This window comes from Bradyrhizobium sp. LLZ17, from assembly GCF_041200145.1.
In the GTDB taxonomy this organism is placed as follows: Bacteria; Pseudomonadota; Alphaproteobacteria; order Rhizobiales; family Xanthobacteraceae; genus Bradyrhizobium.
The window spans coordinates 1,649,528-1,674,437 of sequence record NZ_CP165734.1 but is presented as its reverse complement, the minus strand read 5'-3'; the positions used below and the strand labels follow the sequence as shown (position 1 = coordinate 1,674,437).

General features: G+C 62.8%; 21 protein-coding genes and 3 pseudogenes. 14 read left to right on the top strand and 10 right to left on the bottom strand.

Annotated features, from left to right (window positions below; all coding sequences use genetic code 11):
* Nucleotides 1-67: 67 nt before the first annotated feature.
* Entirely contained in the window at nucleotides 68-469 is a 402-nt protein-coding gene (locus AB8Z38_RS08400) for a PaaI family thioesterase (RefSeq protein ID WP_369724188.1), read from the top strand.
* Between the two features lie 194 nt (nucleotides 470-663).
* On the top strand, nucleotides 664-1,248 hold the full coding sequence (locus AB8Z38_RS08395) for an N-acetyltransferase family protein (protein ID WP_369726773.1): 585 nt from the start codon (nucleotides 664-666) through the stop codon (nucleotides 1,246-1,248).
* Between the two features lie 61 nt (nucleotides 1,249-1,309).
* Here the strand turns inward: AB8Z38_RS08395 and AB8Z38_RS08390 are convergent, their stop codons facing one another.
* Together AB8Z38_RS08390 and AB8Z38_RS08385 are read right to left on the bottom strand one after the other, a co-directional pair.
* Complete coding sequence (locus tag AB8Z38_RS08390) at nucleotides 1,310-1,615, bottom strand: hypothetical protein (RefSeq protein ID WP_369724186.1); 306 nt, start codon at nucleotides 1,613-1,615, stop codon at nucleotides 1,310-1,312.
* Nucleotides 1,616-1,725: 110 nt separating this feature from the next.
* Nucleotides 1,726-2,412: a DUF2161 domain-containing phosphodiesterase gene (locus AB8Z38_RS08385; RefSeq protein WP_369724184.1), complete on the bottom strand. Its 687-nt coding sequence runs from the start codon at nucleotides 2,410-2,412 to the stop codon at nucleotides 1,726-1,728.
* Between the two features lie 124 nt (nucleotides 2,413-2,536).
* Here AB8Z38_RS08385 and AB8Z38_RS08380 point away from each other — a divergent pair, with 124 nt between their 5' ends.
* Nucleotides 2,537-2,884 (top strand): GrlR family regulatory protein, encoded by a 348-nt coding sequence (locus AB8Z38_RS08380; RefSeq protein ID WP_369724182.1) that lies wholly within the window; start codon nucleotides 2,537-2,539, stop codon nucleotides 2,882-2,884.
* A gap of 257 nt (nucleotides 2,885-3,141) precedes the next feature.
* Here the strand turns inward: AB8Z38_RS08380 and AB8Z38_RS08375 are convergent, their stop codons facing one another.
* Genes AB8Z38_RS08375 through AB8Z38_RS08365 form a run of 3 tightly spaced genes read right to left on the bottom strand, consistent with a single transcriptional unit; the run spans nucleotide 3,142 to nucleotide 4,842 of the window.
* The gene (locus tag AB8Z38_RS08375) at nucleotides 3,142-3,339 is read right to left on the bottom strand and encodes a hypothetical protein (protein WP_369724180.1); all 198 of its coding nucleotides are present in this window, start codon (nucleotides 3,337-3,339) and stop codon (nucleotides 3,142-3,144) included.
* Nucleotides 3,340-3,392: 53 nt separating this feature from the next.
* Entirely contained in the window at nucleotides 3,393-4,073 is a 681-nt protein-coding gene (locus AB8Z38_RS08370) for an SDR family oxidoreductase (protein WP_369724177.1), read from the bottom strand.
* Between the two features lie 25 nt (nucleotides 4,074-4,098).
* Complete coding sequence (locus AB8Z38_RS08365) at nucleotides 4,099-4,842, bottom strand: tyrosine-protein phosphatase (RefSeq protein WP_369724176.1); 744 nt, start codon at nucleotides 4,840-4,842, stop codon at nucleotides 4,099-4,101.
* Nucleotides 4,843-4,890: 48 nt separating this feature from the next.
* Here AB8Z38_RS08365 and AB8Z38_RS08360 point away from each other — a divergent pair, with 48 nt between their 5' ends.
* A complete protein-coding gene (locus AB8Z38_RS08360) occupies nucleotides 4,891-5,202 on the top strand; it encodes an MliC family protein (RefSeq protein ID WP_369724174.1) in 312 nt (103 codons plus the stop codon).
* Between the two features lie 113 nt (nucleotides 5,203-5,315).
* Here the strand turns inward: AB8Z38_RS08360 and AB8Z38_RS08355 are convergent, their stop codons facing one another.
* Nucleotides 5,316-5,519, bottom strand: a complete 204-nt coding sequence (locus AB8Z38_RS08355) for a DUF2735 domain-containing protein (RefSeq protein WP_369724172.1) — start codon at nucleotides 5,517-5,519, stop codon at nucleotides 5,316-5,318.
* 535 nt (nucleotides 5,520-6,054) lie between these two features.
* Between AB8Z38_RS08355 and AB8Z38_RS08350 the strand changes: the two are divergent.
* The 6 genes and pseudogenes from AB8Z38_RS08350 (at nucleotide 6,055) to AB8Z38_RS08325 (ending at nucleotide 10,997) form a co-directional block, all read left to right on the top strand.
* Nucleotides 6,055-7,088: pseudogene (locus AB8Z38_RS08350) on the top strand (glutamine synthetase beta-grasp domain-containing protein).
* A gap of 193 nt (nucleotides 7,089-7,281) precedes the next feature.
* Nucleotides 7,282-7,983 (top strand): GrlR family regulatory protein, encoded by a 702-nt coding sequence (locus AB8Z38_RS08345; RefSeq protein ID WP_369726772.1) that lies wholly within the window; start codon nucleotides 7,282-7,284, stop codon nucleotides 7,981-7,983.
* A gap of 91 nt (nucleotides 7,984-8,074) precedes the next feature.
* A complete protein-coding gene (locus AB8Z38_RS08340; protein WP_369724170.1) occupies nucleotides 8,075-8,896 on the top strand; it encodes a tetratricopeptide repeat protein in 822 nt (273 codons plus the stop codon).
* A 74-nt stretch (nucleotides 8,897-8,970) separates the two neighbouring features.
* Nucleotides 8,971-9,120 carry a hypothetical protein gene (locus tag AB8Z38_RS08335; RefSeq protein WP_369724168.1) on the top strand — a complete coding sequence of 50 codons (150 nt, stop codon included), beginning with the start codon at nucleotides 8,971-8,973 and terminating at the stop codon, nucleotides 9,118-9,120.
* Nucleotides 9,121-9,349: 229 nt separating this feature from the next.
* On the top strand, nucleotides 9,350-10,516 hold the full coding sequence (locus AB8Z38_RS08330; RefSeq protein ID WP_369724166.1) for a CynX/NimT family MFS transporter: 1,167 nt from the start codon (nucleotides 9,350-9,352) through the stop codon (nucleotides 10,514-10,516).
* Between the two features lie 169 nt (nucleotides 10,517-10,685).
* Nucleotides 10,686-10,997, top strand: coding sequence for a hypothetical protein (locus AB8Z38_RS08325; protein ID WP_369724164.1), 312 nt, complete (start codon nucleotides 10,686-10,688; stop codon nucleotides 10,995-10,997).
* Nucleotides 10,998-11,113: 116 nt separating this feature from the next.
* On the opposite strand, the pseudogene AB8Z38_RS08320 reads toward AB8Z38_RS08325, so the two are convergent.
* Nucleotides 11,114-12,735, bottom strand: a pseudogene (locus tag AB8Z38_RS08320) (serine hydrolase).
* 393 nt (nucleotides 12,736-13,128) lie between these two features.
* Here AB8Z38_RS08320 and AB8Z38_RS08315 point away from each other — a divergent pair.
* Nucleotides 13,129-14,811 (top strand): cytochrome b5 domain-containing protein, encoded by a 1,683-nt coding sequence (locus AB8Z38_RS08315; RefSeq protein ID WP_369724162.1) that lies wholly within the window; start codon nucleotides 13,129-13,131, stop codon nucleotides 14,809-14,811.
* A gap of 499 nt (nucleotides 14,812-15,310) precedes the next feature.
* Entirely contained in the window at nucleotides 15,311-17,263 is a 1,953-nt protein-coding gene (locus tag AB8Z38_RS08310; protein WP_369724160.1) for a LuxR C-terminal-related transcriptional regulator, read from the top strand.
* Between the two features lie 55 nt (nucleotides 17,264-17,318).
* Here AB8Z38_RS08310 and AB8Z38_RS08305 read toward each other — a convergent pair.
* From AB8Z38_RS08305 to AB8Z38_RS08295, 3 genes and pseudogenes are all read right to left on the bottom strand, one after another.
* Nucleotides 17,319-17,935, bottom strand: a pseudogene (locus AB8Z38_RS08305) (Isoquinoline 1-oxidoreductase subunit).
* A 23-nt stretch (nucleotides 17,936-17,958) separates the two neighbouring features.
* The gene (locus AB8Z38_RS08300) at nucleotides 17,959-18,483 is read right to left on the bottom strand and encodes a (2Fe-2S)-binding protein (protein ID WP_369724157.1); all 525 of its coding nucleotides are present in this window, start codon (nucleotides 18,481-18,483) and stop codon (nucleotides 17,959-17,961) included.
* Entirely contained in the window at nucleotides 18,480-21,251 is a 2,772-nt protein-coding gene (locus AB8Z38_RS08295; protein WP_369724155.1) for a xanthine dehydrogenase family protein molybdopterin-binding subunit, read from the bottom strand. Before AB8Z38_RS08295 ends, AB8Z38_RS08300 begins: the two co-directional genes overlap by 4 nt.
* 235 nt (nucleotides 21,252-21,486) lie before the next feature.
* On the opposite strand from AB8Z38_RS08295, the gene AB8Z38_RS08290 reads away from it, so the two are divergent.
* Both AB8Z38_RS08290 and AB8Z38_RS08285 read left to right on the top strand, forming a co-directional pair.
* Complete coding sequence (locus AB8Z38_RS08290; protein ID WP_369724153.1) at nucleotides 21,487-23,094, top strand: multicopper oxidase family protein; 1,608 nt, start codon at nucleotides 21,487-21,489, stop codon at nucleotides 23,092-23,094.
* 121 nt (nucleotides 23,095-23,215) lie between these two features.
* Nucleotides 23,216-24,838: an ABC-F family ATP-binding cassette domain-containing protein gene (locus AB8Z38_RS08285; RefSeq protein WP_369724151.1), complete on the top strand. Its 1,623-nt coding sequence runs from the start codon at nucleotides 23,216-23,218 to the stop codon at nucleotides 24,836-24,838.
* Nucleotides 24,839-24,910 lie beyond the last annotated feature (72 nt).

The window sequence follows — 24,910 nt, the reverse complement described above, 5'->3', positions numbered from 1 at the left end:
TCCAGCGTCATTGCTTTGCTGATCGAAGCCATTCACGTTGAGACAAAATCATTTGGGAGGAGATCCGATGACGGCGCTCGAGAAACTTAAGGCGATGAAGATGCCGTTCGCCGAGCTCAAGGGCGTCGAGTTCGTCGAAGCCGAGAAGGATCGCGTAGTGGCGCGGATGACGGTCAGGCCCGATCTCTGCACCCTTCATCACACGATTCACGGCGGCGCAGTGATGGCCCTGGCCGATTCCGTCGGGGCGGCCGCGACCGTGATCAACCTGCCTGAGGACGCCAAGGGCACGACCACGCTGGAGAGCAAGACCAATTTCATTGGTGGGGCCAAGGAGGGAGCGACGATCATCGCGACCGCGACCCCGGTTCACCGGGGGAGGCGGACCCAAGTCTGGACCACGCGGCTCGAAACTGAGGATGGCAAGCTGGTGGCCGTGGTCACCCAGACCCAGCTTGTCCTCGTATGAATACGGGGCTTTGATTTCGTTAACGAATTGGTCGCGCCAATGCCACTAACTTGAGCAGGTTCCCGTCTTGAAAGATTTGTTGCGACGCACAATATTGGAGCGCTAGGGGATTCGAACGCCTCCTCGAGGATACCAAGAGGAGTTTTGACTTGTCACTCGAACTAACTTTGGCACCTGAAGCCAGCACCCGCACAATGCCCGTTCCGGGCTACGTGCGGACCTTGAGCCAGCAGGAAGAATTGCCGCTTCTGCGCGATCACCTGCTCAGGCTCGATGCCGAAAGCCGGCATGACCGCTTCAACGGTTTTCTCGACGACAGCTTCATCGAGCGTTACGCCGCCCGCTGCGCCGACGACGGCACCGTGATCGTCGCCTATATCGTCGATGGCGTGGTCCGCGGCGCGGCCGAGCTGCATCCGCCGGAGGACGATTCGCTGCCCGAAGTCGCCTTCAGCGTCGAAGCCTCCGCGCGCCGTCAGAACGTGGGCACCGTGCTGTTCAGCCGCCTGATCGCCGAAGCGCGCTGGAAAGGTTTCAAGCGCCTGCGGATCACGACGGGCGCAGAGAATCACGCCATGCGCGCGCTTGCCAAAAAGTTTGGTGCGCATCTGCAATTCCGCCATGGCGAATCCACCGGCACGATCGACCTTGGCAAGACGCCCGAAGCCGAGCTCGCCGATCTCGCGGCAGCGCCATTCACGGCGGGCCGCGCCTTACTCAGCTTCAATTCTACCTGGTGGAAGCTCATCTCGAGCATGTACCCCAACCGCGCCGCGTAGAATCAAAAAGCGGACCGGCAACGCCCGTCCGCTTTGATAGCAACATTAACGAAATAACGCGTCAGGTGCCGGTGCGCTTGTCATTGCCGAAGCGGCGGACGACGCGGCGTTCGACCACCACCGAGCGCTGCGCGCCCTGTTCGCCGGCGATCACGCGGGTAGAGCTGATGCGGCTGTTGGTGCGGACCTGTTTCTTGACCTCAGCCTGAACGACATCGAGCGGCATTCCCATCAAGGCCGCGGCGATCTCGGCCTGCTGCTCCTGATCGTCGGTGATGCCGACGGCGGCGAAGATCGCCTCGTCCAGGGTGGGCGGATCGTGGCGGACGCGCCGCGTGCCGTACTTGGTATTCCAGTCTGCGTTCATAGGTGCCTCGTTTCGATCCCGGGATACCTAGTGCGGTCTATGTTGCATTGCAATATGAATTTGGTGTGGCATCTCAGCTATGCGCTCAGACTCCGCCAGCTTGCCCCTCGCTAGGGCATCGCTGCCTCGCGTGCGGTGGAGCGGACCGGCGCCTGCGGCCAGCGCTTGAGCGCGGCGTGGCCGGCTTCCGATAGTCGATAGATGCCGCGCTCGGCGCGCTCGAACCAGCCGTAGACATTGTGCAGCAGAATCTTGCCTGCATCGGGGCAGCGCTCGCGCAACACGCGCACCGGTCTCGGCCCTTCGGCGAGCGCCGAGGCGCAGGCCAGCGCCTGCTGGCGGTAGGCCGTCATGATCGGTGTCCGCGTGCTGCCGCCCAGCACGGGATCGCCCTGGCGGCGCTGATGTTCGGCGACCAGGCGCGAGCGCGTCTTCGGCTCGCGGCGCGGTGCCGCCGTCGGCGGCTTCACCAAGACCTCGACAAGGCCACCGTCGGTGACGCCGAGCATGCCGAAGCCCAGGCGTCGGCAGAGATTGCGATAGCGCGCATCGCTCTCGCGCCCCTTGCCGCGCACCGACATTTTTGCGGCGATCCAGACCTCGTCGCCGGCGGGCGCGCGGTCGACCGCTTGCAAAATCAGTTCGAGATTGAACGCGAGCTTGAGCTCGCCAATCACGACCACAGGCGGATCGCCGGCGCTCAGGCCAACGAGATCGCAGCCGCCGATCTCGCCCTTCACGGTGAAGCCGAGCTCTTCGAGGAAGCGTTTGACGGGGAGATAGAGCGCGGTTTCCACAGCAGGTCCGATCGGAGAATCAGTGCCGGCAGTCTAGCCCGGATCGGACTCGGGCCGAGGGGCCATTTGATGGGAACACGCGGTGCGGTTATCTTGCGGGCGGGAACAGGCGGGCGCTTGCGAAATGACAATCAGGAACGGACTCTACCACATCCGGATCGAGATGCTGGATGCTGTCCAGGGCGGCAATCAGGGCGTCATGGTGCTCCGTGACGGCACCATGCGGGGTGGGGATTCCTTTTTTTACGCGTATGGCACCTACAGCTCTGCCGACGGCAAATGGAAGGGCGAGCTGACCAACGAGGAGCACTCGCCCTCGTTCGACGAGCGTCCGGTGTGGGGCCGCAAGATCGTGACCATCGGCTTCAGCGGCACCTACACAGACGAGACCGCCTACGGCGAGGGCATCGCACTTGCGGGCAAGCAGAGTATCCGCTTCAGAGGCAATCTGCGGCTATTGGTGCCGGATTGACTTCTTTCATTGCACAAGACGGTCATAGTCGGCATGCGAGCCGGTCCAGAACCAGACGTAGACTCCGTCGGCCTCGACAGCGAGAGCGCGATAGCGCAATCCGACTCTGGCGGACCAGTATCGTCCGACCCGTTTGAACTGAAGCGAGGGATGGCTGTGATCGCTCTTCAACAGGTTGAAATTGGCATCGGCGGGCCGTCGAACATTGACGGGCAAAGCCTCATAAGCCTTCCAGAATCTGGGCGACGCCGTGTGTTTTACAACTCGCGGGTCTGGCCGGCGCGATAGGCGCTCAGCGCCTCCTCGGCGAAGGCATCGAGCTTGCCCGCTTGAGCGCTTTGCTCCAGAGCCTGATCAAAGCGCTCTGCGTCGAACTGCTCGAACCATGCACGAAACCGTGCCAATTCGTCAGGCGCAAGTCGTTCGATCGCTCGTTCGATATCTTCGGTTGTCATTGTTCAAATATAGCAGCGCAGGGGGGCCGGGAAAAGATGCCTGGCCACCAAACCTACACCCGTCCGCTTACCGGGATCAGCGCGCCGGTGACGCCGCTCGCGGCATCGCTCGCTAGGAACAGGATCACCTCGGCAAGCTCCTGCGGCGTCACCCACTTGGAGAAGTCCGCTTTCGGCATGCTGGTGCGGTTGGCCTGGGTGTCGATGGTCGAAGGCAGCACCGCGTTCACGGTGACCTTGCCTTTCCATTCATTGGCCAGCGCTTCGGTGAGGCGGTGCACGCCTGCCTTCGACGCCGCATACGGCCCCATGCCTGCGCCCGCCTGGAGCGCGCCCATGGCGCCGATGTTGACGATGCGGCCTACCTTCGCGGCAGCGAGATGTGGCAGCGCCGCGCGCGCGGTATTGAGCGCCGTCAGCACGTTCAACGCATACATGCGCTGCCACGTCGTGATGTCGCCGTCACCGACGGGCTCGAAGGCAAAGCCGCCGGCGATGTTGATCAGGGCATCGAGCTGACCGAAGTGCTTTGCCGCCGCCTCGACCGCCGCCTTCGCCTGCGCCGCGTCCGATAGATCGACGCTGCCGATCTCGATACGCTCGGCGGTCGCGGGTGTTTGAGTTGGCGCGTGATCGATGCCGGCGATCCGCGCGCCACGCGACTGCGCGATGTCCGCGACCACCTTTCCAAGTGCGCCCAGCGCACCGGTTACGATCAGAACCTTGCCTTGCATCATCGTTTCTCCGGGTGGGGCCGCTCTACGATTGCAGATAGTGCGCCTTGAGCGCGGTCTGCTCTGCTGTGCCGAGCTTGAGCCCCTCGCGCAAGTAGGTTTCGAGATCGCCATATTCGCCGGCGACGGCCTCGAAAGCGGCCGCCAGATAAGAGGCCTCGACGGAACCGATCGCGTTGAGAACGTCGGCGGGCAGATCCGCGGCGCTCGACGCGTCGCGCTTGTAATACGTGTTGGTCAGCAGGTAGTCCTCGGCAATGACGTCATCGGGAACGCCGAGCGCATGCAGGATCAGTGCGCTGGCAAAGCCGGTGCGGTCCTTGCCGGCGGTGCAATGGATGACGAGCGGCGCACGGTCTTCGAGGAGATGGCCGAACAGGTTGCGAAAAGAATGCGTGTTGTGGCGGACATAGTTGCGATAGGACTCGCGCATGATCTCCAGCGCGACCGGAGCGGTCAGCGTGCCTCTGGCGAGTTCGGCGCGTAATGAAGCCACCACCGTCGGCTCGATCGGCAGCGAATGCACGGTGATCTCGTCGACCACGCAGACGCCGGCCGTACGCTCTTCGACGCCCCGGAAATCGAACGCGCTCCGGACCCCGAGCGCGCGGACGATCTCGATATCGGCAGCCGTGAGCTGGCCGAGATGGTTGGAGCGGAAGATGTGCCGCCAGCGCGTGGTGCGGCCGTCGGCGGTCGGATAGCCGCCGAGATCGCGAAAATTGCTGGCGCCTTGCAGGTGGAGGTGGCGGACAGGGGAGTCTGACATGAGATCAGCTTTTGCTAGATTGGCGGCGGCTATTACAGGGGGGCGATCATGGACCGACACAAGGCCGTCATTTTGGCTATGACCATGCTGGCGGGCGGAATTTGCTGCACACGGCAGGCGGACGCGCAGACGTTTCAAACCTACCGCTGTGCCGATGGTACGCAGTTCATCGTTGGATTTTATGACGACGACAAGCGCGCCTTCCTCCAGATCGACGGCGAACCCGTCACGCTGGCCAAGCGGCTGACGGTCTCAGGCGCACGCTATTCGGGGGAAGGGATCACGCTCAAAATCGGCAAGGCCGGCCTCATCACGGTGAAGCATCTCAAGCGGCCGGTCACGGCCTGTGCGGTGATCTGATGCCGTAACCAGGTCCGGAATCAAAAAGGGCCGAAACATCGTTGTTTCGACCCTTTTTCAAACTGCCGCCGGCCGCTTGCGAGAGCGCGGCGGTACTGAACCGAACGCAGGCATCAGCGATCCCATTTCGGCTTGGCTTCATCGACGGCTTCCTGGTGGTACCAGCTTTCGCTGCAGATCGTCTCGTTCACGGGGAAAGAGGCGTGGTCGGCGGGAAGGTGGGACGCACCGTAGCGTCGTCCGTCGAGAGCCGCGCGGCCCCCGAGGGGGAATTGGTAGATCTTTGCAGATCCGTGACTCAGTCCATTATTCATCATTGCGGTATCTCCTGAGATCGAAGCGGTTGACCTCCATGGTGCGCCCGACTCGTTGGCTTGTGGTTACTGGACTCCCGATATCGGCCGTGCATTCCAAAATGCAAAGTGCTGAAAAGGAAATCAGTTTGGGCCTATTTTGTAGGCAGCGACCATTCTGCCTGCCTTGAGGCAGTGGTCGGATGACCAACGTGTGGGCCATTGCGAAGGTTGCGAGCGGCGCCCAAAGAGTTCGCGAATATTGCTTGACGTTGATGCGCGTTTAATCGGCAACCTCGGGCAGGGGGCGGCTGCACCGGAACCGTGCGTTTTTCTCGGGATTTTTGCAGTGCAGCTTCACGGAAAGGTGCGCCGCTATGACGCACGCCGTTCCGGCCATCCGGCTGGAATTCACGGGGGTCAGGCAGCGGGGGAAAACCTCCCGCGCTGCGGCTTTTTGGCACGTTAAATGCTTGAGACGGGTTGGCCGATGGTGGCCGGGTACAAACGTGCGGGGACCAGCCGTCCCCACCTTTCGCATCATCTACAGAGAGGCTCAATGACCAAGTATAAGCTCGAGTACATCTGGCTCGACGGATACACGCCGACTCCGAACTTGCGCGGCAAAACACAGATCAAGGAATTCGCCTCGTTCCCGACGCTTGAGCAGCTTCCGCTCTGGGGCTTCGACGGCTCCTCCACCCAGCAGGCCGAAGGCCACAGCTCCGATTGCGTGCTGAAGCCGGTCGCGGTGTTCCCGGACGGTGCCCGCACCAATGGCGTGCTGGTGATGTGCGAAGTCATGATGCCCGACGGCAAGACTCCGCACTCGACCAACAAGCGTGCCACCATCCTCGACGACGAGGGCGCGTGGTTCGGCTTCGAGCAGGAATATTTCTTCTACAAGGACGGCCGTCCGCTCGGCTTCCCGGCCTCCGGCTATCCGGCGCCGCAGGGCCCGTACTACACCGGCGTCGGCTATTCGAACGTCGGCGACATCGCCCGCAAGATGGTGGAAGAGCATCTCGATCTCGCCTCGCGGCCGGCATCAACCACGAAGGCATCAACGCGGAAGTCGCGAAGGGCCAGTGGGAATTCCAGATCTTCGGCAAGGGCTCCAAGAAGGCCGCTGACGAAATGTGGATGGCCCGTTACCTGATGCTGCGCCTGACCGAAAAGTACGGCGTCGACATCGAATTCCACTGCAAGCCGCTCGGCGACACCGATTGGAACGGCTCCGGCATGCACGCGAACTTCTCGACCGAGTACATGCGCACGGTCGGCGGCAAGGAGTATTTCGAGGCGCTGATGGCCGCCTTCGACAAGAACCTGATGGACCACATCGCGGTCTACGGCCCGGACAACGACAAGCGCCTGACCGGCAAGCACGAGACTGCGCCCTGGAACAAGTTCAGCTACGGCGTGGCCGACCGCGGTGCTTCGATCCGCGTTCCGCACTCCTTCGTCAACAACGGCTACAAGGGCTATCTGGAAGACCGCCGCCCGAACTCGCAGGGCGACCCATACCAGATCGCTTCGCAGATCCTGAAGACGATCGCATCGGTGCCGGCCGACAAGAAGGCGGCCGCCTAAGATCCTCCCGACCCGGGCTGGGGGCTGGCCCGGGTTGGCTTTCAATCCGCCGGAGCAGAAAAGCTCCGGCGGATTTTGCATTTTGACGACGGCGATTGCTGTGGCCCGCCGGCTGTGGCCGTGCAAAATTTGTCCATCGCGGTTGAAAGCGGGATAGACTATGCCGCGATGCGCGCAAGGCCGGGGACGGCTGGTGTTTGAAGGCTTCTACAAGGTGACATTCCAGCTCGGCGACGCGGTCGGCCGGAGCGTGATGCATGCCGGCAGCGGCAAGATGCTCGGCGGCAATTCGGCCTTCGCCCATATTGGCCGTTACGAGAAGACCGGCGACGGCGTCGACATCGTCATCAAGACCGTCCGCCACAATCCCGATCCGAACTACCGCGCCATGGCCGGCACCGATGATGCGACGCTGATCGCAAAGGGCCGGGCCGACGGCGATCTCTACCGGTTCAAGGGCGAGCTGAAGGAGCTGCCGGGCGTGCCGTTCCAGTCGGTCATGGCGCCGATCACGGAGGACGAGGTGCCGATTGCGGGTACCGTCGGCGAGGCCGGCATCGCTGATGGCCTCTACTCGATTCACCTGCGCATGCTCGATGGCGTCGATGGCGGTCTCACCGGCGTGATGCTGCTGAACCGGGGGCGCATTCTCGGTGGCGATGCGTCCTTCTACTATCTTGGCAGCTACGCCGCCGCGGCCGGCCGCTGGAAGGGCCAGATCCTCAACCAGGAACATACGCCCGCCAAGGACGATCCGATCTTCGGCGGCCACGAGGTCGGCATCGGCTTCTCCGGCAGCTATGATTCGGAGCAGGCGGTGCTGGAGGCAACCGCGCTTGCGGGCAAGCGCAGCCTGCGCCTGACCGCGGCGCTCAAGCTGATGCACCGCGCCTGATCGTTTCGGGAATTGCACATGGAGAACGCCCCCTCCGCGAGTCCGGACTCGAGCCTTGAATTCGCCGGGACCTCGCGGCAACTTGTCGTCCATGCGGATTTATCTCTGTGCCATCCTCTTCACGCTTGCCGCGCCGTTGTCGGCGCATGCGCAATCGGCCGATCTCGTCCTGTGCGACCGCGTCGCCGCCGATCCCAGCGATCCCGACAAGCCGGCCGATGTGAAGGGCGTGCCGGAAGTGGCAGCCTCCGACCTCGGGACCGCCATCAAGTTCTGCAAGCAGGCCGCGCCGTCATCGCGGCGCGCGATGTTCGCGCTCGGTCGTGCCTACGCAGCCAACCGGCAGACAGCGGAGGCGATCGCCGCCTGGCGCAAGGCGGCCGAGAAGGGCTCGAGCGCAGCCATGGTCGAACTCGGCGTGCTCTACGGCACCGGCGCCGGCGTTGCCAAGGACGAGGCGCAGGCGCGAAAACTGTTCGAGAAGGCAGCGCAGGCGGGCAATCCCCGCGGCGTCTCCAACCTCGCCGCGCTCGGCAGCGCGGGCGGTACCGCGCCCGCCGATCCCGCGCAGGCGCGCGCGCTGCTGGGCAGGGCCGCCGACACCAATGCGGAAGCGCAGTACCAACTCGGCCTGATGCTCGCGAGCGGCAACGGCGGCGAGAAGGACGACGCTGCGGCACGCGCGATGTTCGAGAAGGCGGCAACGCAAAACCATCCCGGCGCGCTGGAGCGGATGGGCGCCTTCGCGCAGGAAGGCCGCGGTGGTCCGAAGGACAAGGACGCAGCAAAAGCCTATTACGAGCGGGCCGCCGCGCTCGGTGACGAGGATGCGAAGAAGGCGCTGGAGCGGCTTCGTTGCCCTTACGCAATCAAGGACAAGCAAGGCAAGCTCGTCACGACGCTGTGCTTCTAGCCGGCCGCCAAGCCGTGATGGAACAGACCTCGCGTGAAGAGGGTTGATTCCGAGAGCACGACAGGAACGCAGCCATGATCCGAAAATTGGCATCCGGCGAATACCGCCTCTACTCACGCAAAGTGAACCCGAAGACCGGCAAGCGCCGCAACCTCGGCACCTTCAAGAGCCGTACTGCGGCCGAGAAGCACGAGCGCGAGGTGCAGTATTTCAAGCGTCATTAGCGCCTGATGAACGCGGTCCGGGACCGGCAAACGAAAGCGCGAAAACAACCCCATGCACAGTAGCTAAGACGTTGAAATGGCTGAGCGGTCAAAATTTCTGCTTACGGATTAGACGAAATTGTTGCTCCGTCGGGCAAAACAGGAGCATGATGACATGGTGGCTGAGTTGTTGGAGCCACAGGAGAAAGCTGCGTAGGCTCGAAGAATTGACCGTTGGAGTCTTTGCATCGTGGCGCAGCGTTGGAAGATACTTGCAGTACTTTTTGTTGTCCGGCTGAGCATGGCTTTCCAGTTTCAATCGGTCGCCTCGTTGTCACCGGCTATGATCAAGACCTACGGCGTCGGGTTCGGCGACATCGGAGTCCTCATCAGCCTGTATCTGGCTCCCGGAATCGCGTTCGCATTGCCGGGAGGGGAAATCGGACGCCGCTTCGGAGACAAGCGAGTCGTGCTGGCCGGCCTGGCGTTGATGACGGCCGGCGGCTTGCTGATGGCGTTCGCTCCCAGCTGGGGTTTGCAAATTGCGGGGCGCGTTGTTGCCGGCATTGGCGGCGTCGTGCTCAATGCGCTGATGTCGAAAATGGTGACGGATTGGTTCGCGGGCAGGGAGATCGCCACGGCCATGGCGATCTTTGTCAATTCCTGGCCGGCGGGTATTGCCTTGTGCTTGTTTCTGTTGCCAACGATCGCGGCCGCAAGCGGCATCACCACTGCCTTGTTGGTGACGGCTGCATTCTGTGCGCTCGGTTTTCTCCTGCTCGCCGCGTTGTACCAACCGCCACTGCGGGACGATACCGCTGTGCGCACGCCTGCCGCCTGGCCATCTCAGGCCGCGACGCGCGCGATGATTGTCGCCGGAGCCATCTGGGGCTTGTTCAATGCCGCGCTGGGCATGGTTTTCGGCTTCGGCACCATCTTGCTGGTCGAACGCGGCTGGAGTCTTCCTGCGGCGGGATCTGCGACCAGCCTGGTATTGTGGATCGTGAGCCTGTCGGTCCCTTTTGGCGGTGTTTTGGCCGACAGAACAGGCAAGCACATCGAGATCATGCTCGTTGGCTTTGCGCTGTTCGCGGTCGCACTCGTCATAGCAACTCGGACCGATGCGGTGATCCCCGTGTTTGTCGCATTGGGTCTCGTTGGCGGTCTGTCTGCCGGCCCCATCATGAGCCTGCCCGCGCGCGTCCTTACTCCGCCGGTGCGCGCTGTCGGAATTGGAATCCATTTCACGCTGTTCTACGCGTTTGCTGTCGCCGCACCGGTGATCGCCGGAGCGTTTTCTTCGCGGGTAGGAACGGCGGGAGCAGCGTTCGACCTCGGCGCCTTCATGCTGGCGCTCTGCTTTCCGGCCTATTGGATTTTCAACCGGCTGGCTCCTCGCAAAGCTCACGCGCACTGATCGAGATGCAATGCTGTCGCGGACTTGGCAACGGACCTCCCATTGGCGAACTGGCGGCATCCCCACACGAGATCCACTCATCAAGACATGGCGGACGAGATTTGCTCCGGTTGAGTTCTTCGCGTTCTGAACCACTGCAGGCGTTTATAGCCCAAGCTAGCCTATTTCGATGACGAGCGGTCCGACCAGAATCGGCTTCGAGGAGCTTACAGACTTCCTCGGTCTTTTCTTCGACCGCTATATGGCCGATGGCAAGCCTGTATCACCCGACATTCATCCGCTAACTATACTGCGCCAAATGGACATGAAGTCTCCCAAGAAGGCTGAGGCGGGTCTCAGGATGGCAGTTGCCGACTGTCTTGAAATGACCGCGCCGTGGACAACAGAACAGGTTGTCGAAGCCGATAGTTTTCTCGGTTCAAACGGGGCCGTCACCTTGTCTGACCTGAAACATAGATTTCGTGGCCCAAAGCGAACGTGACTGGGTTTCCGCGGTTGGCCCGTTCGCGACCTACCCACCGGCTCGGTGATTGTCCGCACATCGCGGCCACGCGGGTAAGCGCGGCGTCCTGCCCGTGTTCCGAGCAGCGCCCCTGATCATTTGGATGGCTTCGGACGGATCGGATCGAGCGAGATCCTAGTGAACCGCAGCTCTTTGACCCGGCCGATATCGACGGACAGCGCATTACACTTGCCGTCGTCAGCACACGCGAACTTCAGACTTCCGACCGGAAAGCCTGTCGCGAAAGCGTCAGTACCTACGGGCTGCAGGTCGAGTTCGCCCCGGGGATAGTGAAGTTTCAGCCCGTTCTCACGCGCGAACACTTCATAGATGACGCCGAGTTCTGTGCTGTAATAGTAGCCCTCGTACGCTTTAAGCCGGTCCGCCGCGGGCTTGGCAATGGCTATCCGCTTCAGCGGAACAGTTGCGCCGTTCTGGTGGAGAATTGCGTTCTCGACCGTTCCGCCTTGCTGCACTTCCTCGAATACGACTTCCGCGAGAACTGCTCTCAGGCGGAAAGCGGTGTTCGAGACTGCGTACATTGGAAACGATGGCTGGCCGGTCGCGCGCGTGACGAGGTGGTCATTGTCCCTGCTGAAGGAAATGATGAAGCCAGGTCTAAGCTCATAGTCGCCAACATAGGCGTCGAGGATCCTCGGGTCGACCGCGACTTCCGGCTTTTCGTCAAAGGCTGGCTTGTCAGACGCTGGTTTTAGCAGATCCTTGAGATAGAGGTCGGCGATCCTGAATGAGAGCGCTGTTGGATTCAAATCCCCCGCGTTTGCGAGGACCACGACTGAGAAATGTTGCTCTGGAAACCTGAGAATATTCGTCCGATATGCGGCGTCGCCGCCAGCGTGAGCAACCGTCCTGAGTCCGCGATACTTTCCAATGAACAGCCCTGAGGCGTAGTCGATATCCTTGCCGTTGTTGAGCTTGCCCTTCTGCTGCATCTCGGCGAGCAGTGTCAGGCCGCCGACCTTGCCGGTGTAGAAATTCTCGTCCCAGCGCGCGAGGTCGCCGACCGTTGAAAAGAGGCTTGATGGTCCGACCGTCGAATAGGTTAGAGCCACATACTGGTATTTGCCGTCCGGCCGCCGCTCGTAGGAATAGGCGCGGTCTTTGACGACCGTGCCGTACTGATCCTGAAAATGTGTATGAGACATGCCGAGAGGGTGAAGATGCGCTCCTGGGCAAACTCGGCCAACGTTTTGCCCGACGCTTGCTGCACGACCATGGCGAGGAGCGTGTAGCCGCTGTTGCTGTAGAGGAATTGATCGCCAGGCGCGAAGTTCAACTCCGTCTGTTGAAACAGCAGGCGCACGACGTCATCGTCCGTGATCTCGTCGTCGAGCCGCCACCCTGCCAGTGCCAACAGATTCCACTGGTCTCGGACACCGCTCGTGTGATGGAGCAGCTGGCGGATCGTGATCAACTTGCCAAAATCGTGCAACTTCGGAACATACTTGCGAACGTCATCATCCAGAGTCAGTTTTCCGTCCTGAGCGAGCAGGTAGATCGCGCAGGCGGTGAACTGCTTTGAGACCGACGCAAGGTGGAACACGGTTTCCGGCGTGTTTGGCTCGCCATACTCCAGATTGGCTGCGCCATAGCCTTGGCTATAGATAACGTTGCCGTTCTGAATGACGGCGATGGAAGCGCCGGGCGAGTCTGGCCGAGCCCATTTAGCAAATAGCTGATCGACAGCGTGCGCCATAACTCGTTCGACGGGTGCAGCGGGAGGCGTGGACTCCGTCTGGGCGCCGCTGGCGCAGGGCACGAAGAGACAAAGCACGGCAACAGCGGCCGTCATAATCCTGGCCAACATCGAACTTCTCCCGTGACCCGCCAAGGTTGCACAAAATAGCCGTAGGCGACAAGCGCCTGAGCCTGCCGCGAAGTCTTGACCAGCGCGGACGTCCTGGTCGCTTGATTTCGGCGACCTGAAACTTGTTCCCGGCAGATGCGCTGCTGCGAATTCGATAGGCTATGCGACGAGCTCCTTTATTGCCGATCCGCCCGGGGCTAGGATCGAGCCATCTGATCAGGCGACATCCACTTACTCCGGCCGTGAGTTGAGAGGCGTTCGCTTACTTCGGAAGGAAGACCGATGCGGGCAATCATCGTCGGTGCGGGAATGGGCGGGTTGATGACGGCGTTAGCGCTGCGACAATCCGGCGTCTTCGCATCGGTCGAGGTCTGCGAGCAAACCAAGGTGCCTAGCACCGCAGGTGCCGGGTTGAATATCCCGCCCAACGGGGCGCGGATATGTCGTTGGCTGGGCGTCGATCTCGATGGCGGGGATCCCAAGGGCCGCCATGGGGTGATCGACGGTGGCCGGGCGGCAATTCTGGAATCGACCCGGCAGTTCAACGCGGATGGGAGCGTGACACAGAGGCCGTTCGATCATCTCACCGCCGCAGGCGATGGCGCCGGGTTTCACCACATGCACAGGCTGGATCTGTTGATGTGCCTGTATAAGCGGGTGTTCGAATTCGATCCCGACAGCGGGGCGCCGTGCCCGATCACGGTGCACATGGACTGCAGGCTGACAGAGTTGCGTCAGACCACCGGCGAGGTGACAGCGACCTTTTCGAATGGCCGAACCGCCACGGGAGAGGTTCTCGTGGGTGCCGACGGGATCAACTCTGCCACTTTGCAGCTGGCGTGGCCGAATCCCCGTCCCAAGCGCTGGACCGAGGTGACGTGCTTTCGTGGACTCATTCCGCGGACAGTGGTTGCATCGCTCCGCAAGGCTGACGGTAGCCTGCTGGACCACAATCCCGTCAACTGCTTCAGCATGGACCGCCATCGCGCCGACAGGAGCGGGGCAACGACGTACTGGGTGCGCGGCGGTGAGTTGTTGAACGTGTGGATCGCGCATTATGAGCCTGACTCCGCCGCGTTCGAGCAGGAGGAGGGCGACTGGTTTCCCGTCAGTCAGGAAGAGATCGTTCGCGAGGTTGGCGAGGCGTTCACGCGGCACCCCAGCAGAGACGACCTCGTCGCTCTGGCGGGGGCGATCGTTCGTCCTACGAAGTGGGGCCTCTACGATCGCGATGCGCTCGAAACCTGGGTGCAGGGCCGCATCTGCCTGCTCGGGGACGCGGCGCACCCGATGCTTCCCACCTTTGGTCAGGGAGCTGCTCAATCCTTCGAGGACGCCGCTGCCCTTGCCAGCGCCTTTACGCTTCACAAGCGCGATGTGCCTACAGCCTTGTTGCATTACGAACGCGTGCGGCACTACCGCGCCACCCGCTTCCAATTGGGATCCAAATTCGCTTTCGATCACCTGAGGGCGAAGGACACCGCTGAGCAGAAGGCGCTACTCGAGAAACTGGACGAGCGCGTGAGCCCCGCCTTTGCCCACGACAAGCGCGGCGGCGAGGACGATTCCTGGATCTACGCCTACGACGCCCGCAGGATCGGCACCGAGTTGCCTTCCAAGAGATTGGGACCATGGGACTTCCGCCGAGCCGCCAAGGTCAAGTACGGTGGGACCACCTCCAAGCTCTGGATGCCCGCTAATCCCGCCAAGGGTACGCGCCGCGTCACGCGCGACGAGGTCGCCCTGCACGACACGCAAAACGACTGCTGGATCATCGTCTCAGGAAAAGTTTACGATATCACCGAGTGGGCTCCCCATCACCCTGGCGGCGCTGGAATCGCACGAATGTACGCTGGCAAGGAAGCCACTGCCGAATTCGGTGACTATCATAGCACCGAGGCCGTCGCGCACATGGCCAATTTCTGCGTCGGCGATCTCGTCGAGAATCCACTGATCTCGCCGTAGCGAGGCCCGCCAACGCATTGCAAAGCGTTGCCGGTCAAACTCGGCTTTGAGATTGTTCGCCATGAACTTCGTGGGCTCGATGACGTCGAGCCCACGGCAAGCATCCGCGACGGCGTTGGTGCCCTCTACGTTTCCGGCGAGCCGCTGCTCTACACCAACATGGGGCGCGTCTTGCCTCTGGTGATGGCCGCCGGGAAAGCCAACGGTCCAGCAAGTTTGTGCTGGTCCTCAATCTCAAGACGGCCAAAACTCTCGGCATCGCGGCGCCGGACCGCCTCCTGGCCGTGGCCGATGAGGTGATCGACTAAACGCGTTTTGCTGCGCTAGTATCCAGGATTTTGCGGCAATGCCGGGAGCTCGGACCGCGCTGCGATCGCCGAATAATTTATCGGAACCAAGGCGGGTGTTGTGCGTTGCCGCGCTGCTTTGAAAATGACGGCGTTGAAGCTGGATCGCACTCCGGCAAGTTAGGACGAAACGCCGGGGCGAGGTAACGCAGATGCTTCGTATCCGACTCGTGATAGCAGATCGCCGTCCTATCGTTCTGCAGGGTTTTGCGTCGCTATTTGCGGCGGAGCATGACTTCGAGATCGTTGCGTCGTGCGTTGATGGAGCCGGTTGCCTCGAAGCAGTTCGTCGGCTGACGCCAGATGTCGTGCTTGTAGAGGACGGATTCTCCGACGTGACGGCTTCTGAAATGCTCGCCGCCGTCACTGCCGAAAAGCTTCCCACACGACTGGTCTTCTACACTGCGTCGGTTGCGCATGGCGATCTCGCTGCCGCAATTGAAGCGGGTGCCTGTAGCGCGATTCCGATGCGCGAGGAGCCCGAGACCTTGATGCAGTCTCTGAGACTGGTGGTGCCGCCCGCGGGCCGGGCGGCTGCGAGCAAGGCCGGCAATGGCGCGTTTGGCAAAACTGGATTGGCAGCGCTGACGGACCATGAGCGCAAGATCATGCGTCTGGTCGCCTGCGGCATGTCGAACAAGGAGATTGCGCGCCAACTTAAGGTCGCCCCAGGCACCATCAAGGTACGGCTCGATCACATATCTGCGCAGCTCGAGATCAAAAGCCGGACCGAGCTCGCAGCGTTCGCCCTGTCGCGCCTTTTCGGCGGGATCGGCGCGCTTGCAGCTCTGATTTGGGCAGCGCTGGACGACGTTCAGGACGCAAGCGCGACCGCATTTGGTCATGCGAATACCGTGAGTGTCACGGTCATGGCCGCGGATGGCACCGGAGCAGTCGTAACCATCAAGATCGACCGCCAAAAGACGACCGCCGCACTTGTCAAAACGGCCAAAGCCCTGGGCAAAGCCGGCCGCATTGAGAATTCTATAGGCGACATGCCGATGCAGGCCGGCAGGCCCATCGAATCCCGTGCCGATAGTGCCGTCAGCACGATCTCGTTGCCGACCCTCAACCCTCCAAGGCCGGGCTTGACCAGTGGGACGTTCCTGATGACGACCGTCGGCGTCTTGCTGTACGAGTTCCTTAACAGCCCCGCGCAGGCATTCAACTTTTGCGATAGCCTGAGCGATTTCTCTGCGTCCGTTGCCACAAACGGCACCAGCGAGCTGATGGGTCTCAATCATGCCGCCAGCGCCGAAGCAGATCTCGGCGGCCTTGACAATTTGGCCTGGCTCAATCCCGAAATACACCAAGACTCATTCGTTTTCGAGGCTGCCCGAAGCGATACCATCGGTAGAAGCGAGGATTTTCAGATCATCGATGCAGCCGCGAGTCAGGGTCGCGTCAGCGGCAACGGCAACTCTCACGTCGGATCTGGCGCCGTCGATGCTCTCGTCGATCATGGCGGCTTTGATCAAACCGCCGCCAAGGACGCGTCGACGAATGCCGAACACGATACAATACAGCTGACCGCAGTCCACGGCGCCGATCGTGACCAATCGCCGCGTGGTTTGCCCGTTTCGGAAGAAGACGAGGCAGCTGGCAAGCCGCATGCCGAGCACGGCCCGCCGGGACACGATTCAGATCACGCGCAATCGCAGCGTGATCTGCATGCTTCAAAGGGCGGTTCCTCAGCTGCCGAGAAGCATGTCAAGGATGATGTGTCTGGAAGCCACGCCAATTCCGGCCAATCGCAGCGTGACGTCCACGAGGGGCATTCAAATGCTTCCAAGAATGTGCAGGGGGGGCCGAGCGAGCATGCTGGCGGCAACGGCCACTCGACCGATGCCTCCGCTCCGGTACATGCGCCCGGGCCCGGAGATTCCTTTCACTTCAAGAATGATATGGCAGAGGCCAAAGCTTCAGATCATTCCGGGGATAGCCACGGACACAATACGATTGGATATGGTCTGCACAATGCCGGCCATCATGAACCGGCGCAGATCCAGGATGCAGACCTGATTGGTCCTTCACACGCCGAGCAGGGCGCCGTTGATCACACAACAGGCGTGGTGCACCATCCGACGCATGATTTCTTTGTGTAGTCGGCGACGCGGCTTGCGTGCGGGTCGTCTCCAAATCGAATCTATCAGCACGCACTCACGGCGCCGGACACGCAGCCCCGGTCTTCACCCAGGCTTCGACCAGCGCGCCGGCCTGCTCCTGCGTGCCTGGCACGGGGAGCGGCCGAAGCCGGGCTTCCAGGCCCAGCCGACGAGGGTGTCCTTGCCGATATGGTCGATCAGGTCTTCGACCTTGCGCCCGCCATTGCGCGCGGGGACTTTGATCTGTTCGCAGATCTCGCCGATGGTTTTGCCCTCCCAGGCCATTTCGCGTGGCGCAAGGTGCCAGGCGGGATGGCCGGGCATGCGACCCGGCTCGAAATTGGCGTTCTGGTGGCAGGCGTTGCAGCGCATCGCCTCGAGGCCGTGGCCGTCGGCACCGCGCGTGACCGGCGGCTGATGAAGGCGGGCGCTGTCGCCCTGATGCGGCCTGTCGCCGGCGGGATGGCAATTGGTGCAGCGCGGATGCGTCAGCACTCTTCCGAGCTCGGTGAAGATCGCGGCGGAGCGCTTCTCGGTGTCGTTGATGCTAGCGAAACTCTCGGGCGACGCCAGCGCGTGGTTCGCTGTCTCCGAGGCCGCGTAGGCTGCACACAGGCTGCCGGCGAGCGCCGCGATCACGGCTATCGTCTTCAATCGCGCGTCGGAGATCATGGCGCGTGTCCCCCGGGGCCCGCTCACTTGTTGGCAACAAGGTAGCGGCTTGAATCGGCGAGGATCACGTCGCGCACCGCCTCGTGATATCTGACATACCCGGTGCAGCGGCAGAGATGCCCGTCGAGCGCATCCGCGATGGTCTGCTCCAGCGTCTCGCGCGGCACCGGTGTGCGCGACAGACGTTCCAGCAAAACCTGGCCCTCGTTGAGGAAGCCGGCGGTGCAGTAACCGCATTGGAAGGCGAAATGGTCGATGAAGGCCTTTTGCAGCACTGAGAGCTCGCCGTTCCCAGCGTGTCCCTCGACGGTGCGGATCGACTTGCCGTCAAAATTCACGGCGGGCGCGATGCAGGTCGGGGTGGTGGCGCTGGTGCCGTCGGGCGCATCGACGATGATGGCGCAGCTCAGGCATTGCGCGGCGCCGCAGCCGAACTTGGTGCCGGTCATGCCCAGCATCTCGCGCAGAAAATCGTTCATCGAGAGATCGTCGCGGACGTCCATCGGACCGTGCTTGCGGCCGTTGATGGTGAGGCTGAGGGTCGTCACGCGAGCACTCCCTTCAATAGGCTTGCGGTGACCGGCAGCGCGCGGAAGCGATGGCCGGTAGCGTCATGGATGGCGTTGATTAGCGCCGGCACGATCGGGATCATCACGACCTCGGCCATGCCCTTGGGCGCCTCGTCCGCTGTCTGCGGCTTCAGCATCTCGATCTCGAGATCGCGCAGAGGCAGATCCGAGCCACGTGCGACCAGATAGCGTCCGAGATTCCAGTCGCCGCCGCCCGGGCCGCCCTCCAACGGCGGCAGCGTTTCCAGAAGGGCGTAGCCGACGCCCATGGCGAAGCCGCCCTGGGCCTGGCCCATCACCACATCAGGCACGAGCGCGGTGCCGCATTCGAACACGCTGTAGGCCTTGGCGATGCGCAAGGCGCCGGTCGCGCGCTCGATCTCGACGCGGACCACCGTGCCGCACATCGAGGTGTAGGCGGTGCCGATCCGGTTGTTGTCGGTCGGCGGAAACTTGACGCTGGCGCGGTTGATCCGTTCGAACTTGCCGTTGCCCCTGCGGATCGCCAGCGCGTCGATGTCGGCGCGGTATTGCTCGCCGAACAGCGGAAAGCGGGCCCGCGACCATGCCCAGCGGGAGAAGCTGTGCGCAACCGCACCGGTGACGAAGCCGCGCGCATGAGCTTTCGCGGCCAGGACCGGCAGCGCCAGCGGTTCGAGACCGGGCATGGTGAGCTGCCCGTTCTGCCAGCTTGCGGCGGCCCATTGCCGGGCGCGTGGATCAGTCTTTGCGATGCGCCACAGTTCCAGCGCCGCAGGCCACAGGCCGAAGCGGAAGATGACGTGGGCGGCTTCCCCGGCGGAATGGGTGCCGACATGCGCGCCGATCGAGGAGCTTGTCGGCGAGCTGATCGCGGGCACCCAGCGCGGATTTTTCTCCGCGGCATCCTGGGTCTTCTGGTCGATGGTGGCGGGATCGCCTGATGTGACCAGCCCGAGCACGTCGTAGCTGTCGACGCGGGCGACCGAGACGTCGTCGGCGATGGCGCCGAGATGGGTCGCGACGCGGTTGGCCAGCGCCGTGCCGATGCCGTTGCCCATCTCGACGTGATCGCAATAGATCACAATCCTGCCGTCGGGGCCAAGCTCCACACGCCCGAGCGAGCCGTCCGCGCCGGAGCCATAGTCTTTCGTGACGCAGGCAACGCCGGTGCCGACCAGCCGATCCGACGACGTTTGCTTGAACTGCGCCCGCTGCTGCCAGATCGGATGCTGCTCGAGCTTGTCGAGGATTTCGGGCGTGCGCACCGAGACGATGTAGGGATTGCCGGTCATGGTCCGGCCGTTCTGCGGCAGAGCGTTACGCCGCCGGAATTCGATCGGATCGCGCTTGAGCTCGGACGCCGCCTCGTCGATCAGGACCTCCAGCGCCGTCATGGCCTGCAGGATGCCGTAGCCGCGCATCGAGCCCGCGCTCACCCCGCGCGAGTGCACCGCGACGGTCGTGACGTCGACCTTGGGAATGTCGTAGATGCCGATCGCGCCGGTGGCTGCGACCACGGCGACGCTGGCCGAGAAATGGGCGGTACCGCCGCCGTCGAGCACGTGATCGGCGGCGAACGCCTTGATCTTGCCGGTCGCGCGATCGATGCCGATACGCGAGCGCATCTTGATCGCGTGGCGCTTGATGCCGCCCTGAAACTGCTGGTAGCGGTCGTGCGCCAGCCGCACGGGCTTGCCCGGAAAGCACACCGCGGCGAGCGCAACATAAAGAATGAAAGGTGTGTGATCGCGGCCGCCAAAGCCGCCGCCGACATGGGCGAACTGCGCGTTGATGTGCGCCGGCTTGTAGGGTGCCCGAGCCTTGGCGAAGAGATGCGCGATCGACTCCGCCGCCTCGTAGGGCGACTGCACGCCGAGCAGCAGTTCGAGAGTGCCGCCCTTGCCGTTGTACCAGGCGAGGCCGCATTCCGGCTCGAGGAACATCGGGTCGACCGATTGCGTCTCGAACTCGTGGTCGAGCACCAGCATGGAAGCGTCATCCGCTGCAAGCTCGGCGCGGATCTGCTCGCCATATTTCGCCGCCTTGGCGTAATCCGCCGGCATGTCCTTCGCGAGAGGCGACCACACCGGCAGCGCCGCGCTCTGCACCTTCTTGGGCGAGACCCAGCCGGCCTGGATCGGCGAATAGACGTCCGGCTTGTCAGGCGAGGGACCTGCCACGCGGGTGAAGCGGAACGCCCCGTAATCCGGGATGACGACAGGCCCGGTCTCCTCGCCGAATTGGACGAACGTGCCGTCGCGTAGCGCGAGGCGCGCCTGGTCGAAGGCATCGAAGGTCTCGAAGATCAGCAGCGCAACCGGCTGTCCGAGATAGAGCGGCGTCTTGCCGGGCGGGCAGAACAGGTCGCCGGCATAGAACTCCGGGACCTCTGTGCCGATGCGGCCGAGATCATCCGCGGTCACGACGACGGACGGCTTCAGCGCGCCCTTGAGGCGCGCGAGGTCCAGTCCGGTGTAGACATGCGTGGCGTCATTGGCGCGGACCAGGATCGCGTGCGAGGTGGCCTGTGGCCAGCCCGCCAGATCATTGGCGCGGAAGTCGGAAGCGTAAAGCTTCGCGCCGGTGACCTTGGCGACGCCGTCGACACGGCCGGCGCCTTTCGCCGCGGGGTTGAACTTGCCGCGTCCAGGCAGCGTCTCGTGCTCTGCGAAGGGCACGCCGGCTGCCGAAGCCAGATGAGACAGGCTGACCGAGATGCCTCCCGCCGACAACCACTTCACGAACTCGCGTCGCGAAGGCCCCATGATCATATCCTTGTACAGAGTTTCGAGGACATCGGGATGCTGGCAGCATTCGATGTCCAGAGCACACGGGCGAGCGCCAGCGCGAATCCGCGACGATCCATCATGCGACGATAGAAGGCGTGAGAACCTTTACAACCGGTGAATGTAGTGTGCTTGCATCTCGAATTCCGGTTTAGAGCTTGCTTTAAAATCGAATCGAACGGAAGACGGTCCGGCAACAGGGGGCGACATTCAAATGCAGTATGATCCGAACGGTGCGTCTTCGGTCACCAGCGTGACGGGCACGACGACACTGTCGCGCCGCCAATTGCTCGATTGCGGTCTCAAGGCCGGCGCGTTGTCGCTGTTCGCAGGTGCCGCGAACGCCCAGCAAGCCGTGCACGACCATGCGGGCATGTCCCACGCCGCGGACATGTCGCCGACAATGGGGATGGTCGCTGAAGCGCCGGTGCCCGCCATGGATCAACTGTTGGTCGAGCCCGAGGTGCGGCGGTCTGTCGACGGCGTGCTGAGCACCACCTTGCGCGTCGGCTATGCCTATCGCCAGATCGGCGGCGTCAGGCTCTATGTCAGGTCCTATGAAGGCGGCAGTCCCGGACCGACCTTGCGGATGAAGCCCGGCGATACCCTGCGGATCAAGCTGATCAACGACCTGCCGCCCAATCGCGATGGATTGCCGGCGGACATCAGCCATCCGCACCAGTTCAACAACACCAATGTTCATTTTCACGGCGCGCACGCCAGCCCGAGCGGGATTTCCGACAACGTCATGCGCTCGATGGCGCCCGGCCGCAGCTACAACATCGAAGTCGCCCTTCCGGCGGATCACACCAGCGGCACCTATTGGTATCACCCGCACCACCACGGCAGCGCGGATATCCAGATGTCCTCCGGCATGGTCGGCGCCGTCGTCATCGAGGGCGATTTCGCCAACGTGCCCGAAATCGCCACAGCCCGCGAACGCCTGATGGTGCTGACCCAGGTGGTCTACGACTCCAGCGGCATGGTCGAGAATTTCGAGACGCTGTTTCCGGAGACCGCGACGCGTTTTCTCGCCATCAACGGCCAGCGCCGGCCCGTGATCGAGATGCGTCCCGGCGAGGTGCAGCGCTGGCGTATCCTCAACGCCGCCTATCAAGACGACATGCTGCTCGATCTCGAGAAGCACGATCTGCATGCGATCGCCTATGACGGCATCCAGCTCGGCGCTGTGCAACCGCTCAAGCAGATCCTGATCGCGCCGGGCCAGCGGGCCGATATCGTGGTGAAGGCAGGCGCGCCGGGCACCTACGCCTTTAACGCGGCCCCTTACGACCAGGGGCACCCTTCGCCGGTGGGGCCGCTGGCACGGGTCGTGGTGTCGGGCGCGGCGATGGACATGAAGCTGCCGGGCGCCCTGCCGCCGGCGCCGCTCGCCAGCATCAAGGAGTCCGAGATCACCAACCGCCGCAAGGTGGTGCTGTCGGCGACCGCGCCGGAAGCCGATGCCGCCGGCCATTGGGAGGAATTCGAGTTCTTCGTCGACGGCAAGAAGTTCGATCCCGGACGGATCGACCAGCGGGTCAAGCTCGGCGCGGTCGAGGAATGGACCATCGTCAACACCCATGAGCATGACGACCACGTCTTCCACATTCATACCAATCCGTTCCAGGTGGTCTCGGTCAATGGCAAGGCGCTCGCCACGCCGGAATGGCGAGATTCCGTGATCGTGGAGCGCAAGGGCGGCCAGGTCGTGTTCCGCTCGCGCTTCATCGATTTCACCGGCGTCTACATGCTCCACTGCCACATGATGAACCATGAGGAGATGGGCATGATGCAGACGGTCGAGGTCTATAAGCCGTAAGCTTTTGGGCGAATTACAGGAATTTAGCGAAAGTCCGGGCTGATCCGGGTCCGGCCGGGCTTCCCTTGGCAACCCGCATGGCCTATTACGCTGCAACGCAAAAATTCCCCCAGAAGACCTCATGATCCGCCTCGACAACGTCAGCAAGCAAGCCGGCCACCAGATCCTGTTCATCGAAGCCTCCGCCGCCCTCAACAAGGGCGAGAAGATCGGCCTCGTCGGGCCGAACGGCGCCGGAAAAACCACCCTGTTTCGGATGATCGCCGGTGAGGAGTTGCCCGACGAAGGGCAGGTCTCGACCGATCGCGGCATCACCATCGGTTATTTCAACCAGGACGTCGGCGAGATGGCCGGCCGCAGCGCCGTGGCTGAGGTCATGGACGGGGCAGGGCCGGTGAGTGCGGTGGCGGCCGAGTTGCGTGAGCTCGAGACCGCCATGGCCGATCCCGACAAGGCCGATCAGATGGACGAGATCATCGCGCGCTACGGCGAGGTGCAGCACGCCTTCGAGGAGCTCGACGGCTATGCGCTGGACGGCCGGGCGCGCGAGGCGCTCTCTGGCCTCGGCTTCAGTCAGGAGATGATGGACGGCGACGTCGGCAAGCTCTCCGGCGGCTGGAAGATGCGCGTGGCGCTCGCGCGGATTCTCTTGATGCGTCCCGACGTCATGCTGCTCGACGAGCCGAGCAACCATCTCGATCTGGAAAGCCTGATCTGGCTGGAGAAGTTTTTGCACGACTACGAAGGCACGCTGTTGATGACGTCGCACGACCGCGAGTTCATCAACCGTGTGATCTCCAAGGTGGTCGAAATCGATTCCGGCTCGCTCACCACCTATACCGGCAATTATGAGTTCTACGAGCAGCAGCGCGCGCTCAACGAGAAGCAGCAGCAGGCGCAGTTCGAGCGCCAGCAGGCGATGCTCGCCAAGGAGATCAAGTTCATCGAGCGCTTCAAGGCGCGGGCCTCGCATGCAGCCCAAGTGCAGAGCCGGGTCAAGAAGCTCGACAAGATCGAACGGGTCGAGCCGCCGCGCCGCCGCCAGACTGTTGCCTTCGACTTTCCGCCGGCGCCTCGCTCCGGCGAGGACGTCGTCGCCCTGAAGAAGGTGTTCAAGGGCTATGGCAGCAAGCGGATCTATGACGGGCTGGATTTCATGATCCGGCGTCGCGAGCGCTGGTGCGTGATGGGTGTCAACGGCGCCGGCAAATCGACGCTGCTCAAGCTCGTCGCGGGCGCGAGCGAGCCGGACGAGGGCACCGTGGCGGTCGGCGGCAGCGTCAAGATGGGCTATTTCGCCCAGCACGCGATGGATCTGCTCGATGGCGAGCAGACGGTGTTCGAATCGCTCGAATACGCGTTTCCGACCGCGGGGCAGGGTAGCTTGCGCGCGCTCGCCGGCTGCTTCGGCTTCTCCGGCGACGACGTCGAGAAGCGCTGCCGCGTGCTCTCGGGCGGCGAGAAGGCGCGGCTCGTGATGGCGAAAATGCTGTTCGATCCGCCGAACTTCCTGGTGCTGGACGAGCCGACCAACCATCTCGACCTCGCCACCAAGGAGATGCTGATCAACGCGCTGTCGGATTTCGAAGGCACCATGCTGTTCGTCTCGCATGACCGGCATTTTCTGGCGACGCTCTCGAACCGCGTGCTGGAGCTGACCCCGGACGGCATCCACCAGTTCGGCGGCGGCTACACGGAATACGTCGCGCGCACGGGGCAGGAAGCGCCGGGGTTGCGAAGCTAGTTGGGGCCGGTAGCCCGGATGGAGCGTAAGCGTAATCCGGGATTCGAGCCACGCGGGCAGTGGTGCAACGCG

Bases quoted from the DNA above. Each gene is read 5' to 3' on its own strand.
- AB8Z38_RS08365 (WP_369724176.1), bottom strand. From the start codon at position 4,842: ATGTCAGACTCCCCTGTCCGCCACCTCCACCTGCAAGGCGCCAGCAAT.
- AB8Z38_RS08325 (WP_369724164.1), top strand. From the start codon at position 10,686: ATGACGAGCGGTCCGACCAGAATCGGCTTCGAGGAGCTTACAGACTTC.
- AB8Z38_RS08295 (WP_369724155.1), bottom strand. From the start codon at position 21,251: ATGGGGCCTTCGCGACGCGAGTTCGTGAAGTGGTTGTCGGCGGGAGGC.
- AB8Z38_RS08375 (WP_369724180.1), bottom strand. From the start codon at position 3,339: ATGACAACCGAAGATATCGAACGAGCGATCGAACGACTTGCGCCTGAC.
- AB8Z38_RS08400 (WP_369724188.1), top strand. From the start codon at position 68: ATGACGGCGCTCGAGAAACTTAAGGCGATGAAGATGCCGTTCGCCGAG.
- AB8Z38_RS08355 (WP_369724172.1), bottom strand. From the start codon at position 5,519: ATGATGAATAATGGACTGAGTCACGGATCTGCAAAGATCTACCAATTC.
- AB8Z38_RS08380 (WP_369724182.1), top strand. From the start codon at position 2,537: ATGACAATCAGGAACGGACTCTACCACATCCGGATCGAGATGCTGGAT.
- AB8Z38_RS08395 (WP_369726773.1), top strand. From the start codon at position 664: ATGCCCGTTCCGGGCTACGTGCGGACCTTGAGCCAGCAGGAAGAATTG.
- AB8Z38_RS08285 (WP_369724151.1), top strand. From the start codon at position 23,216: ATGATCCGCCTCGACAACGTCAGCAAGCAAGCCGGCCACCAGATCCTG.
- AB8Z38_RS08310 (WP_369724160.1), top strand. From the start codon at position 15,311: ATGCTTCGTATCCGACTCGTGATAGCAGATCGCCGTCCTATCGTTCTG.
- AB8Z38_RS08335 (WP_369724168.1), top strand. From the start codon at position 8,971: ATGATCCGAAAATTGGCATCCGGCGAATACCGCCTCTACTCACGCAAA.
- AB8Z38_RS08340 (WP_369724170.1), top strand. From the start codon at position 8,075: ATGCGGATTTATCTCTGTGCCATCCTCTTCACGCTTGCCGCGCCGTTG.
- AB8Z38_RS08390 (WP_369724186.1), bottom strand. From the start codon at position 1,615: ATGAACGCAGACTGGAATACCAAGTACGGCACGCGGCGCGTCCGCCAC.
- AB8Z38_RS08315 (WP_369724162.1), top strand. From the start codon at position 13,129: ATGCGGGCAATCATCGTCGGTGCGGGAATGGGCGGGTTGATGACGGCG.
- AB8Z38_RS08290 (WP_369724153.1), top strand. From the start codon at position 21,487: ATGCAGTATGATCCGAACGGTGCGTCTTCGGTCACCAGCGTGACGGGC.
- AB8Z38_RS08360 (WP_369724174.1), top strand. From the start codon at position 4,891: ATGGACCGACACAAGGCCGTCATTTTGGCTATGACCATGCTGGCGGGC.
- AB8Z38_RS08370 (WP_369724177.1), bottom strand. From the start codon at position 4,073: ATGCAAGGCAAGGTTCTGATCGTAACCGGTGCGCTGGGCGCACTTGGA.